Genomic DNA, 17482 nt, shown 5'->3' on the forward strand with positions numbered 1-17482 from the left:
GGTGTCGGCTGTCTTTACGAGATTGAGATAGCTTCGGAAGCCTTCCTTTGCCCCCCTCTACCCGACTTCGCACGAGACGGCGCGCTGCCCTTCACGTTTTCGTCGAACTCGGCAACGATATCACTGACGACCGCATCCAACTCCCTTTCGCGCTTGGCATCCTTCAGTCTCTGCTTAAGACGAGCCGTGTGTTCGATGTTCTTCAAGGTGTCGACAATGCCGCGGAGTTCTTCGACTGAAAGCTGTTTATACGGCCGGCGGCGTGCGTCCTGTACAACGCTGTCAGGGATCGACAGCTCGTTCTCCCGGCCTTCCGCCTTCATCCGGTCGACATAGGCCAGCAGGGAGCCACGGCGCTGTTCGGCATTCACCGAAAGCTTCCGGAAGTCGTAACGCTCAAGCAGTTCGTCGATCGCTTCCAGATAATCCCCGGCAAGGTTCTGACGAGTGGACCGCTTGCCCAGCTTCGAAACGAACCGTTCCGCCTTCTCCACTTCCTCTGCCGCCTTGACGCTTTCGGCATAAAGCATGTGGTTCATAAGCTGCCGGCGCTTCTGCTCGACGAGAAGCGAGACGGCGTCGTTATATCGATCGGTCGAAGCGTTTGCGCGTTCGGTCGCGCTATTGGCGGCCCGCAGCGAGCCATTGCGGACGGCGGATTGAACATCCCGGCGACGCTGGCGAGACCACAGGTTTTCGCGTTCGACAAGGCGAGCGAGCTTGATAGCCTCATTGGCAGCCTTTCTTTCGGCCGTCAGGAAGCGATTGCTGTTGATCGCATCACGAACCTGCATTCGGCTCACGGTGAGCCTTGCTGCCTCTCTGGCCTGCGCCACGGTCGTGTTGGGCGAGGTGTCACCCGCCCGCGCCTTGAGCACCTTCAATTCGGCCGCAAGGAACTGTGCCCGCTTGTCATTGTGGAACGCGTCCAGTGCTCGCTCTTCGATTTGGCCATCACGCATGACGTCGCCGTGGCGCTCGCGCATAACCCGATCAGTCTCAGCGTCAATCGCCTCACGGCGCAGTTGCGCTTTCTCAAGCGAATGGACGAGAGCGTCGCCGCTCTCGAAGCCGAACCACCCGGCAACCTCATCAGGGTCCATACCGCCTTCGTTGGCATAGAGCGTGAAACGGCCCCTTGGCAGGGTTTTCAAAACACCTTCCCCGTAACGGTCGACGAGCATCTGTCGATCAAGGCGCATGTCCGGCAGGCCGTCGGGAGTTTCGCCGCCCAGCCAGCGGCGATTGCCGAGCCATTCCCACGCACGATAGACCGGCGTGCGGTTGATCTGTTCCGCGACCTCGTCACGAACCTTGCCCTTCTCCTCCTTGAACCAGCGTTCAGTCTCACGCTTTATCGGCGCCATGATCTCCTGACGCAGCTTTTCGTTGGCAGCATCGACGGACTGGTCGTGCAGCTTCACCAACTGGCGATAGTCATTTGGCGACAGGCCTGCGGCATCCGCAGCGGCGAAGAGCATATCGTCAGACAGATCGGACCGGGCGGCCTGAATTTCTTCATCAGTCGCCAGCATCCGGTCAAAGACCGTCCTGATTTCCGGCGAGATGCTTACGTTCAAGCCACGGAGCGTTTTGTAAAGGCGCATCAGCCATTGAGCGAACCGTTCGAAGGCGGATCGAAGTTCGATAGACGGCGCCTTGCCTTCCATCACATAGGCTTCGAAGCCACGGGCAAACTGTTCATGCATGCCCACCTCGACCGCCCGGTCGATAGCCGCGTCACCGGACGTGCCATGCTGGATGACATCGCTCACGTTCTGAGCCGAGACTTTCAGGCCAGTCGCCAACGTGGCGTCGGTAGCGACCGCTTCCGCATTGTCGCCCCACCATGTCCGTACGGCGTCATGCATCTCCTGAATGTCCGGTCCCATCGTCCGCAGGTCTTCCAGCGTGAAGAGGAAGTAGTGAGCGGATTCGTGGATGGTCGTGGACAGGTCAGCGCTTTCGAAGAGGCTGATGATGACCGAGCTTTCGGAAGCGCCAGCCAAAGGCAACTGGATAGAACCACGCCTCTGGCCATCCCCTTGTTGAAAATACTGGCGAATGCGCGGAGGGATTCCGAGGGAGCCGTAGCCATCGCGCTCATCGCTTACAAAGGATGAAAGGCCTTCCATGTCGGCCTGCGCGATTGACATCGACTTACCGTCGTAAACAAGAGATGGCGCGCGCTCCATCAGTTCTTGCCACTCACCATCATTGCCTTTGATGCTATCGAAGTATTCGACCTCTTTCTTGGTCAGCACTAGCGACGCGCTTTTGCCGTCGGTGGCCCAGATAAGTTTTTCTTTCCGGGCGCCGCTCTGAAACAGAGTCTTGGAGTTTGCCGGAACATCGGTTATTGTCACCTCATTCCCGCCATCGTTTCGGACGTTGGGACTGATGGTTTTAGCAATGCTAGAATAGTCACTCGTGGCGGGATATTTTCTCATCGAAACAGCTGCCAGCGCCTTGCGACCACGTCGAGCCTCTTCGATGTAGAGCGTCGTGCCGTCGTCGAGCTTCTTCAGGTAGCCCACAAGCTCCTCTCCCCGGCGGCCTTTGGCACCGGTGACAATCTTGTCAGCCGAAGCAATCATATCGGGAATACCAACTAGATCCTCTTCGGTGATAGGCACCATGCCGCGCGCGGTTTCCTTGCCCGCATCGCCGTGGTTTTTCAGGATGTGGCGGATTGCCGAACTGTCGATCGTATGGCGATAGCCGTGAATATCGAGACCAGTCTGCTGCTCGACGATATCTGCGATAGCATCCGATACCTGCGCAATCTCAACCACCTGAGATTCGCCACGCGGCGCAGTTTGCGAGAAAGACACCAGATCGGTAAGTGACTGGCGCAGCTTCGCCAGCTTCTGCCGCAGCGTCGCCTGGCCGAACGTCCTCCCATTCTCGGCTTCTGCTTTCTCCAGCGCTGCACGAATGACGTCGTCAGCGTCATCGAGCGTGACGCCCAATTCGTTCAGATACGCGACATTGCGTTCCATCGTCGCGGCGCGTTCATCGATCTGGGCTTCGCCCGCATACTGGACGTTGCCCCGAAGCTCTTCATCGATCGCCTCCAAAAGGGCTTTGCCGATGTCCGGAACTTCAGTGCCGTTTTCCAGCGCAGCGCGGTATTCAATCGCGACGGGGTTGTCCTGCAAGTAACCAGCATCAAGCATAGCCTGAGCGACATCATCAATGCCGTGCTTTTTGCCATCCGCACCGCCGAACATATCCTTGACGCCATCGACGATACCCCCGCGCGCAAGGCGCAGCGTCTTTTTGCCCTTGCCGCGTTTGATGACTGCAGCGTCACGGGATTTCAGTTCCCCGCCGACGTCATTGATACCGCCGTACTCGGAAATGGCTTCCAGCAACGAAGGACCATTGTTGACGGTCTTCGGGATGTAGGAGCGCATTTCCGCAAGCTGGCGCGTCAGCTGGTCGACGTTCTTCGGCTGAAGACCTTCAGGGACGGCCCCGCGCACCAGCGGCAGCGGGTTCCGCTGGGCAAACTCTTCCTGCGTCATGCCCGAGCGTGCAGCCATGGTCCTGCGCATCGCGATCAACGGCATGGCCTCGAAACGGGCAACATCTGTGGAACGGCCGGCAGCGCGGAGACGGCCAATCATCTCGTCCAGTTCCTGCACGTCAAGCGACCGCTCGCTTTCATCAGCGATCCGGGCAGCTTCCGATTCCTCGAAGGCTTCCATCTGGATTTCAGAAGCCCGAGCGTTGAATTCCTGCGCTTCAGCAAACGTCATCGCATCCGGCGAAAACCGCATGTTCTCGCGAAGGAAGACATCGAAATCAGAACCGGCGAGCTTTGCCGCATAGGTGGCGGTCGGAATGCGGATGTCGCCGCCCGTTGCAAGAGCAGTGTCCCAATCAGCAACATCGACACCGGGGAGCTCGCCAAGGAACTCCGAGGGGTCGTAGCGGTAGCTCTGGAAGAGTTCCTGCATCTTCTCCGCGGGAACGAACACATCCTGAATTGGAGTGCCTTCTGTCGCCTTGCCCACGAAGTCCATGAACGAGCCGTCGAGACGCTGGCGGAGCTTCGATACTGAGGCTTTGTCGCCAAGCTCGTCGATCAAGCCTTTCGCTTCTTCGGCGCCGCGTGAGGATGAGCGGTCTTTCACAAACTTCCGACCAGCCATACCCATGTCAAACGGCGTGGACGCTATTTCCGCCAAACCTTCTGCGATGATTTCATTCCAGTCGATCTCCTGACCGGCCGCTTTTCTTGCGGCATACTCGCCCAACGAGCCGTTTACGGCTTGCTGAGCCGACTGCGCTAAGGCTTCAGCAATGGGATTTCTCGATAACGCCTTACCGGCAAGGCCAAATGAAAGCGCGTCAAATGCCGAGATGACGGCGCCTCTGATCACACCCCTGTCATTAGCCTCTTTCAGCAGCGACGGGTCAGACAGGAGTTTTTCAATGCCTTCAGCCTTTCCAAGGTCAACGCCTTTTTCAGCCAAAAAATCAGACGGAGCCGTGTAGCGTTCGGTTGCGTAGCTAGCGCTCATGCCAACTGCGCGTCCCAAGGTGGGATTTTTTGTCGCCGACGTTACCGCGATACCCAAACCAACTTGAGGAGCGAATTCCCCCATCGTCTCCATCGCCCAAGAAAGTACGCCAAGCGGGTTTTCCAAGAACGCCGAGCCGACATTCTGGACAACGGCGCCCAAAGAAGAGGAAGCCTCGTCTTTGAACATGCTCGTTTCGGCCTGCGTCGCGAGCCCCGATTTCGGAGTTGATTTCAACGCCGCCACGTTCGCCGCAAGTGCGCCGGCGTATTCCCGCGCTGCGCCTTCGTCGTCCGTGCCAATCAGGTCCGCATAACGCGCATCGATGTACCTTGCGGATGCAGAGACGATATCACTCAAGTTGATCCACGGGCGCACGTTACCAGCAGGCGTTTGGATGGTTTCGCGTTCGCTATCCAGTATCTCACCGAACGACATTTCCCGATCCTGCGCGCGGCCGGCGGTCTGGTTCAGCATGTACTGATTACGCATCTGATCCAGCCTATAGACGGATCGAGCCAAAGTGTTACGCGCGCCCCTTGCGGCACCTTCAAACCAAGACATATTTTCAACATCGTCCCAAGATGCTCGGGCGTTGTCGGCATCTTTCAGCCACTGAGCAGTACGCGGTGATCCTTTGAGAATGGAGGTGTTCCGGAGGCTGTCCATGCGAGTTTGCAGCATGTCCCTGCCAGCATTCGCCAGATCCGCGCTAAGTCCAAACGCCTTCCCCAACTTGACGTCCGATGCGAATGCATCCGGGTCCACCTTGCGAGCATTGTTCAGGATGAAGTCTGTGGCGCCGACGCTTGCAGCTTCCTGCTTCGTCTTCCAGGCGTCGTATTCCTCTAAGGTCGGCATCTGCGCTCCGTGAAATAATCTCGACAAAAAGCGGACAATCTGTTTGTCTGGCCCAAATATTGGGGGCCAGCATGTTAGAATTGACGCTATCTTTCGGGGTTGGGCTGCTGATCGCGGCGCTAATCGCTCAACAACTGCGCGATCGGCGTCCTACAGTTTCCGTGCTTGCCTCGATCATCGTTGCACTGATCGTGACTGTTATCGTTTGCGGCATCGGCATCGGTCTCGCTAACTTTGGCGTGACCTTCTTGTCTTCGAGTGCATCAGCCCCCGGCCCAGCTATGGCGTGGGTGTTGGAGACTGGAGGCGAGTTATGGATTACCGCATTGTTAGGTGCTGCGGCCGGCAGCCTGCTTGGCCGGCGTCGCGCCAATTGAGCCAACAAGTCAAATCTCTTGCCGTTGTTGCCGTGGCTGTCATCCCTGCCATCGTTACAGCGTTGTTGATCGCCTACTTTGATGACTGGCGATACAGGACGGGAACCTTTGAAATCCCCGTCCTAGTGTTCGTTCTGATGATTGCCTTGCTTGCTAAAAACAAACGCGCAATCAGAATGGTGCTCATATGGTTCTCGATGTGCGTTGGGCTCCCCGCCGCGCTCATCCTTGCCTCAAAGCTTGTGTTTGCTTAACGCCCGAGCAGGAACCGCGCATACTCATCGCTGATTTCTTCCTGCGAAGGCTTCCTTCCGGTCGATGATTGCAAATCCGACTTAATCCGCTCGCGCAGATCGACCGGAATATCACCGTAAGGAATTCGAACCTCGAAGGCCGTTCCATCCTCGCGCGTTGCCGCTTCGAACAGAAATTTGCCGCCCTCTTCGCTTGTTCCCCAGATCAATCCCGGCTTCTGAAAAACGACCGGCAACAGAAGTTCGTTGATCAGGTTCTGCGTTTCGGAAAAGGACGGCGCTTTACCGGCATTGTCTTTCCGGAAGTCGTCTATCCTCAGTTTAAGCTCACTCTGGAAGCGCCCGATACGCCGTTCCATTTCAGCCCTGTCTTCGGTCTTCTCGCTCTTGATGCCCGTTGTCGTGATGCCTGCGGAGTTCAAGGCTTGCTCAGCCTGTTTGAAGGCGCCGGAGTAGAGGGAGCCGTCTTGCTGGGCTTTTCGCTGGTCCGTCAGCGCCGTCTGCCGCCAGCCGGTAACGGCTTGCCAGTCGGAGTTATCCAGCTTGTCGCGGTACTGGAAGAGATCCGTCTGCGCAAATGCTGTCGGGTTCTCCGCATACTGCGTTTGAAGCTCGTAGAGCACCCGATAGTCGGTTGTCGGCTGCCCCTGAGTGCGGACCTTTTCTTGATAGTTCATCAGCGTCGTCATGCCGCTGGCCCCGAGTGTCTGCTGGACATCGATCGGGATTTGCGTGAGATCCATGGTCGGGTTCGAAATAACCTGCGTTTCCGCCCAGGATTGGACCTGTTCTTTCTGCGCGTCCATCAGCTTCTTGCGCTGCGTCAGCTGAGCATCCACCGCCTTGCGCGTCGCTTCCCGCTCTTCGGGGTCGGTGATTTTGTTCAACTGATCATAAATGTGGGCGATGCCCTGCGGCGAATAGTTCGGCAGGCTGGCCGTATTTTCGTTCACGCCGCCGGCAGTGCGGAAACCGAGCAGGTCGTTTGCTGAATAGGTCGATTCCTTCACGCTGTTGGACTGGTTGCCGCCGACGACCTTGATGTTCCCGTTGCCATCAAAGCCCTGAAAGAAACCCACATGGCCTTGTTCGCCGGTTCCACGCTTGAGAACCACGATGTCACCCGGTCGCGGGTTATCCGTCGGCATCCCGAAACTCAGGAAGGAGCGGGCATTGAGTTTTCCCGTGCCTTCAATGCCCTGCGTTGCCAAAACAGCGTTGACGAAAGCCGCACACCACGGCGTCACGCGCGGGTCGATTGATATCCCCGCAGAGTTCTTGATGAAGGAGGATATCGCCTTCGCATCGGTGCGCTCATTGAGGCCAGACAGGGAGCCGAGAACAGTTCCGAGCTTTCCCCCGATAGCCGGAAGGGCACGACGCTCGACAGCATCCGGCCTCTCCGGCCCATCCAACCGTTCCGGCCCGTCGTACCTTTGAACCGGAGCACCAGAAAGCAGCGCCTGGGTGTTCTGGTTTGCTTTCGCGGCCAGCACCGGAGCCTTCATCGCCTCGTCAAGGGTGAGCTTGTCACCTGCCGAAAGACGATCGGCATACTTGTCCATATAGCCTTTCGCCTGAAGGACGCCACTTTCACCCTTTGCCGCGAGCGTCAGGACCATCTTTTTCGTCGTGTCAGAAAGAAACTCTCGTTCCTTCATGTCAATTGCTTCAGGCGGCAAGCCTTGTTTCCGATAGACCTCCCTCAATTCCAGCAGGGCGGCAGCCGTGTATTTGTCTGCCATTGCCTGATCGGTGGGATTCCGCAGAGCTTCGTTCTGGAGGTTGCTCGCCCCGGCAACACCTTCCTGCACCACATACTGTTTCAGTTCGTTGCCGGAATGGATTGCCATCGACCGTTCGGTGTCGAGTTCAAGGCCGTCAACGGACTGGTTGTAGAGCTTCGCTGCGCCAAGGCTCAAGCCTTCTGCATGGCTAGCCCGCAGTGCTTTGAGCTTGTCAACCACACCCTGCCTGGCATCGAGCGCGTTGCGACCGGACATGTTCATGTACCCGTTTTCCGGGTCATACATGAGCTGGTCTTTTTCGCGCATGTAGGCGTTTCGCGCCTCGCGTGCGCCCGTCTCGTCTTTGAGCGCGTTCACCTTCTCGACAGCGTCGCCAAGCACACCAATGCTCTGGCCAACGCTCTGCATGCCTCGCCCAATCTGCGCGCCGAAATCATCCCCAGAAGCCTGCGTGGTAATGTTCTGGCGGAGGATTGGTGCAGACGTCTCGGTTCGCTTGTAGACAGGAACTGTGGGCATTTATGTCACTTTCCATATCTTAGGCTGTAATCACCGAAGCCCTTCGCAGCCCCCGTGAGCACCGTGCTGGCAACAGCAAGATTGCCTGCCTTCTTCGTGTTCGTTGCGTTGGCGCGGCTCAGTGCCGCATCAGACCGCTTGTTCACGGCGTCCACCTTGTAATCGTAAGCTTCGTTGGCGGCGTTCTTCCGAATTGTGAGCGCATCGATTTCCCCGAGCGTCGCTGTGCTGACGAGAGTGTCGAGCGGCGAGCCGAACGTGAGGTCAACGCCATTTGCGGCCATGGCTGCTTTTTGCTTGCCTTGCAGCTGCGAGACTTCCTGCCGCTTCAGCTGCTCAGCTTCACGGCCCCGCTCCAGAGCGTTGCGGGCGCGGCGCTCCGCAAGCGTTGCGTTCATATCGGCAACTTTTGCGTTGTATTCCTGCGCGGCGGCATTCGCGTCTGCCGACTGTTTCGCGCCGGCCGCGCCCACGAGCGTTGACGCAGCGGTCAAGACCAATCCGAAATCACACATTGGTTTCTTTCATCTCAAATATGCGGAAAGGCCGCTGTTCATATCCCATCGGAATAGGCTCGCTCAGCGTGAAGCCGAGCCACTGTAGCCAGCGCTTGGAAACCTCGTTCCTGTCGTCGACGATGTTGCGGAGCCCGCTGTATTCCCGCCGCATCTTCGACACCCAGAACCGGGAGCCTTTTAGGAAGTGCCGGTAGTATCGCTCAAGAGCGTCGGAGCCGAGCAACCACGGTGCGCCGATCCGGCAGACCAGATTGACTGTTCCGCAGCCGAATACGGTTTCCGGCTGGCCATCGAACTCGATGGTGTAAGAAAAATCCGATCTGGCGACCGAGTAACGGAGCGCTGACAACGGCGAGCGCCCCGTGGCGGCAAACACCTCAGCGGCGTCTGCTTCGCGCATACGGGGCGCAATAGCCAGCAAATGGGCGTCCGTGGTCTCTATTATGCGAAAGCTCATGCACCCACCTTCAAGTCAGGCATAATCGCAAGGATCGTCATCGGCAGCGGATCGAACTGTTTGACGACCATTGTGCCGCCTTTCGTCCACTCTGACGTCGGTGTTATCTCGACATCGTCGGTAGCCAACCGGATTGCTTCGTTCCAGTTTTCAAACTGTCGCTGCTTCAGTTCATGAAGCTTGTTTTCACTCGGCCCGACCCAGATACCGCGGGTTCGTTCGACGCGCAGGGTGATGTTTGCGATCGACTTCTGCCGGCCTTGAATAGACCCATACCCTGAACGCTACCCAGATCGATATCGAGAGTTTTCATGATGGCCTCGAAAGGCAGGCCGACATGGATCTTCGCGGCGGCGATCGGCAGGGTGACAGTGCCGTTTGAGACGACCAAGTCCTTCACGACGTTGCCGTCAGCCAACGCGACGACCGCCTTGCCTTCAAGATGATACAGACCACGCAGGGACTTGATGGCTGGACCCTCATAGGTCAGGCCACTGTCGACGAAGAACGCATCGCTCGAAGCCGTGAACATCCTCGTGTGCAGTCGCTCGATGTAGCGGTGATCGACACCTTGCACAGTCCGCCGAACGACGAAGTAAACGGCGTCTTCGTCGCCTTCAGGAACAACGTTCACGCATTCGAATACGCCGTTCGTCTCGTGCTGCGTCCAAGCCCAGACATCATGTTCGCGCATGTAGGTAAGGCTTACGCATTGGCCATTATCGAGGATCACCCAGACGATCGAATATGGCGCCTGCGCATAAGCCCAGGAGATCACCCTGCGACCCTCGAAAAGGTGCCGGGACATAATGGTCAGGTCTTTGCCCGTGAAGTTGTCATTCGAGAACTCGTAGCTGTAGTCACGAATGACGCCACCGCGCGCGACGTTGAACAGCATCACGTCACCGACGGCGATTGGCTGAACGAAGCTTGATCCACGGTTGCTTTGCTTTTTCACGACGGTCTGCGACGGACTTAGGAAGTCCTCAGACCCACCGGACACATTGAACTCGTTTGCAGAGGTGAAGACCGCCAAGCCGCGAGATTCACCGAGCGCCCTGATGGAGTTCTTTTCCTTTGACTTTACACGGAAGGTGATGGCATCGCTCGCCTTGGCTGGGGTAGCCGCGCCAAAGTTCTCGTAGTTGGCGGATTGACCAAGCCAGACGCCGGACGGAATATTCTCGGTACCGGCTAGAGCAAGACGTTGCTCGAAGAAATTCACCGTAGCGGGATAGTTCCCGGCGCTTGCGAAGGGGTTGTAGCCCGCCTGCGGAGTGTTGCTCAAGTCCGCCGTAATGTTCTCGTCGTCAAAGTAAGTGCCAACGGTTCCGCCGATATAGCCGAAAACACCATTGTCTTCCTTGTAGACGATGTAACGAGCGGCACCGCCGACGGCGCCCCATGCGATCCGGTTCTTGCCGTTCTGGCCATCCTTGGCAATATCGAGGTCGTTCACGGTCGAACCGGCACCGGACGGCAAGCTTTCCTCACCGTTCAATTCCGAAACGCTGGCAACCTTGTAGCTGTATGTCGTCGCCTGATATCCGGGTGCTCCAGCCGTGTTGACAATTTGCGAAACACTCGGCGCACCGGGCGGCCCGATTGACGGTGAGAAGGACGGGATTGAGAAGGCCCAGTTGTCGTCAGCAAGACGTGAAAGTTTGCGTGGTGCGTGCTTTTGATGGGTCAGATACACGACGTCATTCTCTTGCGCGAAACATACGCGGCTGACTTGGTCGGACGTATACGGGGAATCGATCTCGTAAAGCGCACGCGTTGTTCCGCCGCTGACATATGCCGGCATGCCGACGGTGCTGACGGCGTTGCCGAGCAAATCTTCAAGCGTGAAGGTGTTGGTCGTCGCGTTGCGAATGATGAAGTTCCGCCCGTTCAAGGCCGTGGTGCCACCAACGCCTGCAAGAAACACCTCTTGCCCGTTCGCGTAACCATGGGCAGCAGAAGTGACTACAGCCGGGTTTGCCGTCGTGATTGCGGTGATGTTCTTTGCAGAACGGAGGATAGGTGCACCAGCGCGATAAACCCTCATTTTCAGGTGCGAGAATTCGAGATTATAGGTCTGGTCGGTTTCGGCGTCGTAGACGAAGGGGATCAGCACGGAGAAACCTGACCCTCTTACCCTGCCGATGAACTCCAGTCCCGTTCGGTTCGATGCGCCGCCGTGCGGATGCACGAAGACGTTCTTCGCAATCTTCAATCCGGATTGATACTTGGAAAGGTCCACACGCGCCCACAGTGCCGGGCTAAGTTCGCCGGCAGTGAAAGCAGGCTGCATCGTGCGCAAGATTGCCATGGCTCAGCCCCTCGCGCGGATAAAGGTGGACGGATAATCGTAGCTGTCCTGCTGTTCGTTCGCGTCTGACACCTGTGCCGCGTTCAGCGTCTGTGCGGCGATCTGGAATGCATCTTTGCGTAGCGATTGATCCTTGGTCAGCGGAAGGCAAATCTTCGTCGCCAGCGCCCAGCAGAGAGCGTCAAGGAAGAGCGGAGGAAACCGGGCCGGATCGTCGATAAGGCGAGTGTATTCGAGCTTGGCAGCCGACTGGCTGGTGAAAATCAAGCCTTCCCCGGCCTCATAAGGGATTTCATCGGTGCTCATGCGGGGATCGACTTCAGGAATGATGCGGATCGGCTTCAGGCAGTCCGTAGGGCGCGTGTAGGCGCGTTCCCATCTTTCCGGCCATGGGTTGGCAACTTCGGCCAGCACGAGCTTCCTGTTGGCGAATTGCCAGTTGAAGCCTTGCAGCATCGTGTCACGGGTCAGCCCATAGTGCAGCTTGCACTGGTTGGCTTCTTCCGACTGCTCGTTGATATCGGAGATTGTCGCCTTACCGATATGCGAAAGCGCTGTGTTGCAAATGCTGACGACTGAAGCCACGACCTATCTCCAAGAATGAAAAAAGCCCGACGAGAAGCCGGGCTTTCTGGTTGTTGTGATGGTTCGGCAGCGGTCAGGGCTGCGTTGCCTTGTCCTCAAGCGCGGCGATGATTTCAGCCTTCGTCGCAGGGAGCGCATCCCCGAGGATCTTGCGAGCGGCGGCCTTGAACGTCATGAATTCGACGTTGCCGTCGCTGCCCATGGCAAGGACTTCGGCTGGCGTCTTCTCGGGTTCGTCGCTGGACGATGCGGTCTTCGGCTCCGCGGGAGCCTTCTTGCCGCGTTTCAGACGATCGATTTCCGCATCCCTTGCAGCCAGGTCGGCTTTGAGGGCTTCAATCACAGCGTTGTCGGCAATGGTAGAAGTGGCAACGCCGCGCTCAGCTTCCGGCACCGCCTGTTCCGCCTTGCGCTGTTTTGCCGCTTCGTTTTTCGAGACCTCCTCCATCCAGGCTTTGGAGAAATGGCGATCCTCCGCTACTTCGAAGATATCGCCTTCTTCACGGAGATGGCCGTAAACACCTGCCCGCAGGGCGCGCACGAGCTTAGTCATAGTTGTTGTCCTCCCCGGCAGCGACGACGCCGGCCGTAATCTTGCCAGCGGTCAGCGGGCCGGTTGCGACGGTGTAGTTCAGGCGGGCATAGCGCTCGTCTGTGCCACGGGGCAGATAGTCGATCGGGAAGACGTAGCCGGCGACCAAGGACGCCTTCCCAATCGCTCCCGAGGTCCAGACGGTCTTCGGAGACGAGAAGGCTTCGTTGTCATCGGTCTGCAATTCCACGGTGAGCGTTGCGGCACCGGCAGCCAGTGCAGCTTCGACCATCTGGACACGAAGCGAGACTTTGCCGCCGCGGCCGAGATCCTTGCGGATGTTTGCAGCAGCGCCAACGGGTTTACCGCTGGCGCCGAAGTCGATGACGTTCGTGGACGGTGCAGAGGCCGTGATGACCTGCGCATCCGAAAAGAGGTTCTGTGCGTCGAAAATCATTGTTTCAACCCTTCTTCGACCGCCGTTAGACGATCTGGCTTTCGGTTTCGAGGATGTTGTCATCCCGGCGGATCGGAAGGCCGAGGAACGAAACAACCGGCTTGCCCTGGCTCTGGTCGAGCGTGAGGTTCACGTTGGTCTTGTTCATGGCCTGCTTGTGCAGGAAGGTCTGCACCGTCTTCGGCGCGTAGATGACCGTCTTGCCGTTCGGCTGGTTGGGGTTCTGCAAGGCGTAGTAGCCATCGATCATCAGATTGATGAGGTCGGCGCCACCGGCCGTGGCATTCGCCCGAAGGTCGGACACGTCGATGTTCGCGATGCGGGCAACGCCGCGCCAGTCGCGGACGGACAGGCCGATGTCCTGCGAAAACTTCTCGCGGTAGACATCATAAAGCGAACCGTCAGGCAGTTCCTTCGTGGTCTTGCCCTTGTCCTCGCGCTGAAGACCAGCCTTGGTGCCTTCCGGATAGAGAAGGTGAACCGAGTCCTCGCCCCAGGTGACGAACCAGATGGAGGTGTTATCCGATCCGGTACCGCCTGCGTCGATGATCTGCCGGCCGTTGGCTGCAGTCTTCGAGTTGAAGCGGGGATGAAGGCCCGTAAAGCGTTCCGGCATGACGTCGGTATCGCCGTAGTAGACGGTGGAGCCGAGCATGTTTGCCATACCGGCAATATGAGCCTTGGCTTCATTCAGGCGGAACTTCGCCGGGTTCTTGGCGATGTCGACGAGCTTTGCGTCAACTTCGGACCAGTCTTCCAGCATACCGGTCGCATCCTTGACCTGCGCCGTGGTGCCCTTCGTAGGCATTACGCCCTTGTAGAGCTTGCGCCAGGTCGGAACCGGCAGGCCGGTGCGAACGGTGGTCAGGTGCGACGTGCCCATGTTGCATTCGAGAATGGGAGCGTCTTCGTACATGCTGTTGAACTGGACGAGCATGTCGATGATGGTTGCAATGTCATCGCCCCATTCCTGCTTTTTCAGGTCGGAGAGCGTGGGATACATGTTGCCGACAGTGGCCATGTCTTAACCTCGTTGGGTTGGAGTGGTTGCGCCGTACATCGCCTCTTCAGGAGACTTTGCAGAGGCGGCTGGAGTTTCCGACGTGAGGGGCTTGTCATCACTGAGAGCGTTGCCGACACGGGCCAGTAGCCGGAATAGACCGGGATGGTTGCCAATCCCGAGTTCAACCAGATCGCGGCGGAACGCATCGTCACCGAACGTTGCAATCACACGATCTGCTTTGAGGACGTTTTCCTTCAGGTGGTCGCCGCCGAAGTCCTTGTCGGTGCGAATTTCCTTCTGCCAGTCCTCTGTAATTTTCTGGTGTCGCTCGTTGAGAGCGTCGAATTCAGTCTTGCGCTGTTCAGCCAGAACGCCGGCAAGCTTCGTCGCCTGTGCGTTGGTGAGGCCGATTTCCTTCATGACGGGAGAGGCCTTCTCCAGAAGGGCTTCGTCGAGCTCGATGCCGTCGCCCAGAGCAATGGTGTACTTACCGTCTTCGGGAACAGTGTCAGCAGGATCGGCAGCCGCCTTGTTCTTGTCGTCGGCTTCCTGTGGCTTCGTCTTGTCGTGTTCCGCCTTCAGCTTGGCATTGTCTTCGGCGGACTTGGCGCTATCAGGAACGTACTCCTTCCAGTCGGAAGCGGCGGCCTTGGCCTTATCGCTGTCAGCAGAGCCGTTGTCGCCTTCGACAGCGGCGGGAACGCCAGAGAGGATCGTGTCAGCGCCCTTGGCAGCCTCTGCCGCGCTATCGCCACCAGCGCCGGCACCGGAAGCCCCTCATCTGCGGGAGCAAAGGCGACGCTATTCCTCAGAAGATGTTTCATGCTCTTCCCTCGATCGTTTCTCCGAGCGGTTATGTGCCTCGATCATCATTTGAGCGTAGGCAGTGGGCTCGACGGTGTTGAGTTGATTGATGATGGTCACGCCGATCACGCGGCGGCCGATGGAAATACCGGTTTCGCCATTGACCACAGGCGCAGCGCTGTAGACGCCGCACTGTGCAATGATCCACCAGATGAATTCGCGAGCGCGCGGGTGCTCCAGCACGAACTGCGTTGACAGTTCGAGTTCTGTTTCGTCCCTTGTTTTCGTCATCCTGCGACCCCTAGACGGCTCAGCAACGCGGCTGGCCCGCCCGTCTCGTCAGTTTCAGCGAGCAACTGCGCGGCCTCGGCACCCTGTTTGACGACAGGTGCCATCTTGGAGGCCATTTCAGCGGAAGCCGCTGCGCGTTGCTGTTCGGCGCGATCAGCCCGAATCTTCCGGACTTCGTCATCTGCGCGAACGATGGTCGGCACTACACCGACAGCATCGCCGTATTCGTCGATAGCCTGGTCGAAATCGACCTTGTCCATCGCTTGCGCATTGCCCCCACTGATGTTCCCGACGAAGGCAAGGAACCGTTCGATAGAGCCTGTGGAAACAGCAAGCTGCGCCTGGGCCAGCGTCGAGATGTTTTCGATCTTGAGTTCAACGCCTTCCAGTTCTTGCGGAGGCTCCGGCAGTTCGTTGAGGTCATCGAGCGTGCCGAACACCCAATCGGCCAGCGGCATGATAAGCTCATGGTGCTGGCGTTCTACGGTCGGGCCAAGCTGCTGAAGCTGCTCTTCCTTGCGCTGGGTAAGCTCATAGACATTCTTTGGCTGAATGCCCTGCATGTTCGAAATCGCCATGAACAGGTCAGCGAAGAAAGCCCGGTTGATGCGGTTATCGACGTCCTTGATATCGGCCGCCAAGTCTCCCACGGAGATGTTGACGTCGAAGGCGCGGCGATAGGCGGCGTTCTGGTTCGTTTCATCCACATAAGTGACAGAACCCGGAAGGGATGAGTTCCGCTTGTTGCGGAGCGCCGTCGGGGCAACCACAGCCGGTTTAACCTGGTGCTCGATACCTTGCCCCTTCCAGATTTGCTCCTTCTGGAGCATCTTCACGTCAGGCAACGCATCCATGCCGGGGCAGTAGGCGGCATAGACGTCTTCGCCCACGATGTCCCAGCGAGGCGCTATGATTGGATTGCGGTCGAACCCGCTGATTTCCAGCATCACCTTGCTCGGCCCCCCTGCCTCCCAATAGTTCGACATGAACGGCTTGTGGGCCTTCGTCGGGATATTGGGGTTTCGGTCATGGCGCGGCTCAATCGCGTTGAAGACCTCGACCCAATCGTCGTAGCTGCCCTTATCCCAGCAGTTCTTGATCGTCGTGGACGTCTTCGACCAGTCCATATCGCCATTCGCCTGAACAACGAAGCGGCCAACGACCTGTTCAACAGTCATCCATACCCGGCGATAGCAGGTATCGACACGCTGCTGACCGCTCGCTGCAAGCCAGTACTGACCAGCAACCGGCATGATGCCATGCAGAGCGCCCTTGTTGGTCGTGAGGATCATGCAGAACTGCCCGAACAGCAGTTCGTCGCCGTACCCGCTGTGAAGGCAATTGTAGATGTTCGAGACGGCCAGCTTGTCCCGAGCCTTACGGGTGGACTGGTACAGGTAATTCTTGACCGGCCCGAATTCCTTCATGTCGTCGTCGAAGGTGCTGTATCGCATCCACGGGCGGGTTGGAGACGTGAGACCCGCTTGCATGCCGGATCTCGCGACACGGTGGGCCAGCAAGGGCGAGTTATCGACGATCCGGCTATTCTGCGGCCGGCCCTTCGTTTCCTTGGCGTCGCCTTTGCGGTATCTGCCGGGAGCGATGAAGTCGTTCAGTTCCTGCCACAGCGCCTCATAGTCGTTTCGTTCTTTCTTGAGGGCGGCTAAGCGCCGTTCGTGCCGCGACCGGATTGCATCGTCCATATTAGGCACCCAGCAGCATCTTCTTGCCTGTAGCATCCACGGCGCCGACGCCTTCGTTGCCGGTCAGCATCGTCGGCGCGGCTGACTTCAGCTTGTCCTTCGCATTGTTCGCAGCAGCAGCTGAAGCATCCTTCGTCGGTGCTCGCTGGGCAGCGTATTCGACAGGAAGAGCGGGAGTAGCGGCCGGCGCTGCTGCCTTGCTTGAGAAAACGCACATGTTGGCTTCCTTACAGGTAGAGAAAAACGAGGAGGGAGAAGACGGCGAACGCCAGCGCAACAATCGACAGAGGACGCTCCCAGCGCGGGCCAATGACATCGGCAAGGTAAGCGGCGCCGATGGACGCCAAAGGCAGCACAGCAAGCCACAGGACCGGATGCGAGCCGGTTGCAGCAACAGCCAAGATCAGCAGGAACACCATGCCGGCGAACAGTCGTCCGTTCGTGGCGGCGTTCTTGGCGCGTTCAAGCGAGCAGAGGCGCTCATGCTGCCGTTGAAGCAGCAGGTCAAAATCATCAGGTTCCATGTT

At 58.1% G+C, this 17482-nt stretch carries 17 protein-coding genes; 2 read left to right on the forward strand and 15 right to left on the reverse strand.

The features are described from left to right. Nucleotides 1–14: 14 nt before the first annotated feature. Complete coding sequence (locus G3A56_RS09070; protein WP_164056298.1) at nt 15–5393, reverse strand: PBECR3 domain-containing polyvalent protein; 5379 nt, start codon at nt 5391–5393, stop codon at nt 15–17. 71 nt (nt 5394–5464) lie between these two features. Between G3A56_RS09070 and G3A56_RS09075 the strand changes: the two genes are divergently transcribed. Both G3A56_RS09075 and G3A56_RS09080 read left to right on the forward strand, forming a co-directional pair. Continuing rightward, complete coding sequence (locus tag G3A56_RS09075; RefSeq protein ID WP_164056299.1) at nt 5465–5770, forward strand: hypothetical protein; 306 nt, start codon at nt 5465–5467, stop codon at nt 5768–5770. After that, the gene (locus tag G3A56_RS09080) at nt 5767–6024 is read left to right on the forward strand and encodes a hypothetical protein (protein WP_164056300.1); all 258 of its coding nucleotides are present in this window, start codon (nt 5767–5769) and stop codon (nt 6022–6024) included. The genes G3A56_RS09075 and G3A56_RS09080 overlap by 4 nt, the downstream gene beginning before the upstream one ends. On the opposite strand, the gene G3A56_RS09085 is transcribed toward G3A56_RS09080, so the two are convergent. From G3A56_RS09085 to G3A56_RS09145, 14 genes are all read right to left on the reverse strand, one after another. Further along, nucleotides 6021–8291 (reverse strand): TIGR02594 family protein, encoded by a 2271-nt coding sequence (locus tag G3A56_RS09085; protein ID WP_246230946.1) that lies wholly within the window; start codon nt 8289–8291, stop codon nt 6021–6023. The two genes, G3A56_RS09080 and G3A56_RS09085, sit on opposite strands and share 4 nt — an antisense overlap. 5 nt (nt 8292–8296) lie before the next feature. After that, a complete protein-coding gene (locus G3A56_RS09090) occupies nt 8297–8764 on the reverse strand; it encodes a virion core protein, T7 gp14 family (protein WP_246230953.1) in 468 nt (155 codons plus the stop codon). 34 nt (nt 8765–8798) lie between these two features. Next, a complete protein-coding gene (locus tag G3A56_RS09095; protein WP_164056302.1) occupies nt 8799–9266 on the reverse strand; it encodes a hypothetical protein in 468 nt (155 codons plus the stop codon). Further along, complete coding sequence (locus tag G3A56_RS29320) at nt 9263–9394, reverse strand: hypothetical protein (protein ID WP_281357700.1); 132 nt, start codon at nt 9392–9394, stop codon at nt 9263–9265. The genes G3A56_RS09095 and G3A56_RS29320 overlap by 4 nt, the downstream gene beginning before the upstream one ends. A 38-nt stretch (nt 9395–9432) precedes the next feature. Continuing rightward, nucleotides 9433–11580 (reverse strand): hypothetical protein, encoded by a 2148-nt coding sequence (locus G3A56_RS09100; RefSeq protein ID WP_164056303.1) that lies wholly within the window; start codon nt 11578–11580, stop codon nt 9433–9435. A gap of 3 nt (nt 11581–11583) precedes the next feature. Further along, nucleotides 11584–12165, reverse strand: a complete 582-nt coding sequence (locus G3A56_RS09105) for a phage connector family protein (protein WP_164056304.1) — start codon at nt 12163–12165, stop codon at nt 11584–11586. Nucleotides 12166–12238: 73 nt separating this feature from the next. Then, nucleotides 12239–12718: a hypothetical protein gene (locus tag G3A56_RS09110; protein ID WP_164056305.1), complete on the reverse strand. Its 480-nt coding sequence runs from the start codon at nt 12716–12718 to the stop codon at nt 12239–12241. Then, a complete protein-coding gene (locus G3A56_RS09115; RefSeq protein WP_164056306.1) occupies nt 12711–13154 on the reverse strand; it encodes a Bbp16 family capsid cement protein in 444 nt (147 codons plus the stop codon). The genes G3A56_RS09110 and G3A56_RS09115 overlap by 8 nt, the downstream gene beginning before the upstream one ends. A gap of 25 nt (nt 13155–13179) precedes the next feature. After that, nucleotides 13180–14175 (reverse strand): major capsid protein, encoded by a 996-nt coding sequence (locus tag G3A56_RS09120; protein ID WP_164056307.1) that lies wholly within the window; start codon nt 14173–14175, stop codon nt 13180–13182. Nucleotides 14176–14178: 3 nt separating this feature from the next. Continuing rightward, nucleotides 14179–14577, reverse strand: a complete 399-nt coding sequence (locus G3A56_RS09125; protein ID WP_164056308.1) for a hypothetical protein — start codon at nt 14575–14577, stop codon at nt 14179–14181. Between the two features lie 381 nt (nt 14578–14958). Further along, on the reverse strand, nt 14959–15252 hold the full coding sequence (locus tag G3A56_RS09130) for a hypothetical protein (protein WP_164056309.1): 294 nt from the start codon (nt 15250–15252) through the stop codon (nt 14959–14961). Then, nucleotides 15249–16955 carry a portal protein gene (locus G3A56_RS09135; protein ID WP_164056310.1) on the reverse strand — a complete coding sequence of 569 codons (1707 nt, stop codon included), beginning with the start codon at nt 16953–16955 and terminating at the stop codon, nt 15249–15251. Before G3A56_RS09135 ends, G3A56_RS09130 begins: the two co-directional genes overlap by 4 nt. Before the next feature lies 1 nt (nt 16956). Continuing rightward, nucleotides 16957–17172 (reverse strand): hypothetical protein, encoded by a 216-nt coding sequence (locus G3A56_RS09140; protein WP_164056311.1) that lies wholly within the window; start codon nt 17170–17172, stop codon nt 16957–16959. A gap of 10 nt (nt 17173–17182) precedes the next feature. Then, entirely contained in the window at nt 17183–17479 is a 297-nt protein-coding gene (locus tag G3A56_RS09145; protein ID WP_164056312.1) for a hypothetical protein, read from the reverse strand. Nucleotides 17480–17482: the final 3 nt, after the last annotated feature.

The sequence above is a fragment of the Rhizobium oryzihabitans genome (genome assembly GCF_010669145.1).
GTDB classification, from domain to species: Bacteria; Pseudomonadota; Alphaproteobacteria; order Rhizobiales; family Rhizobiaceae; genus Agrobacterium; species Agrobacterium oryzihabitans.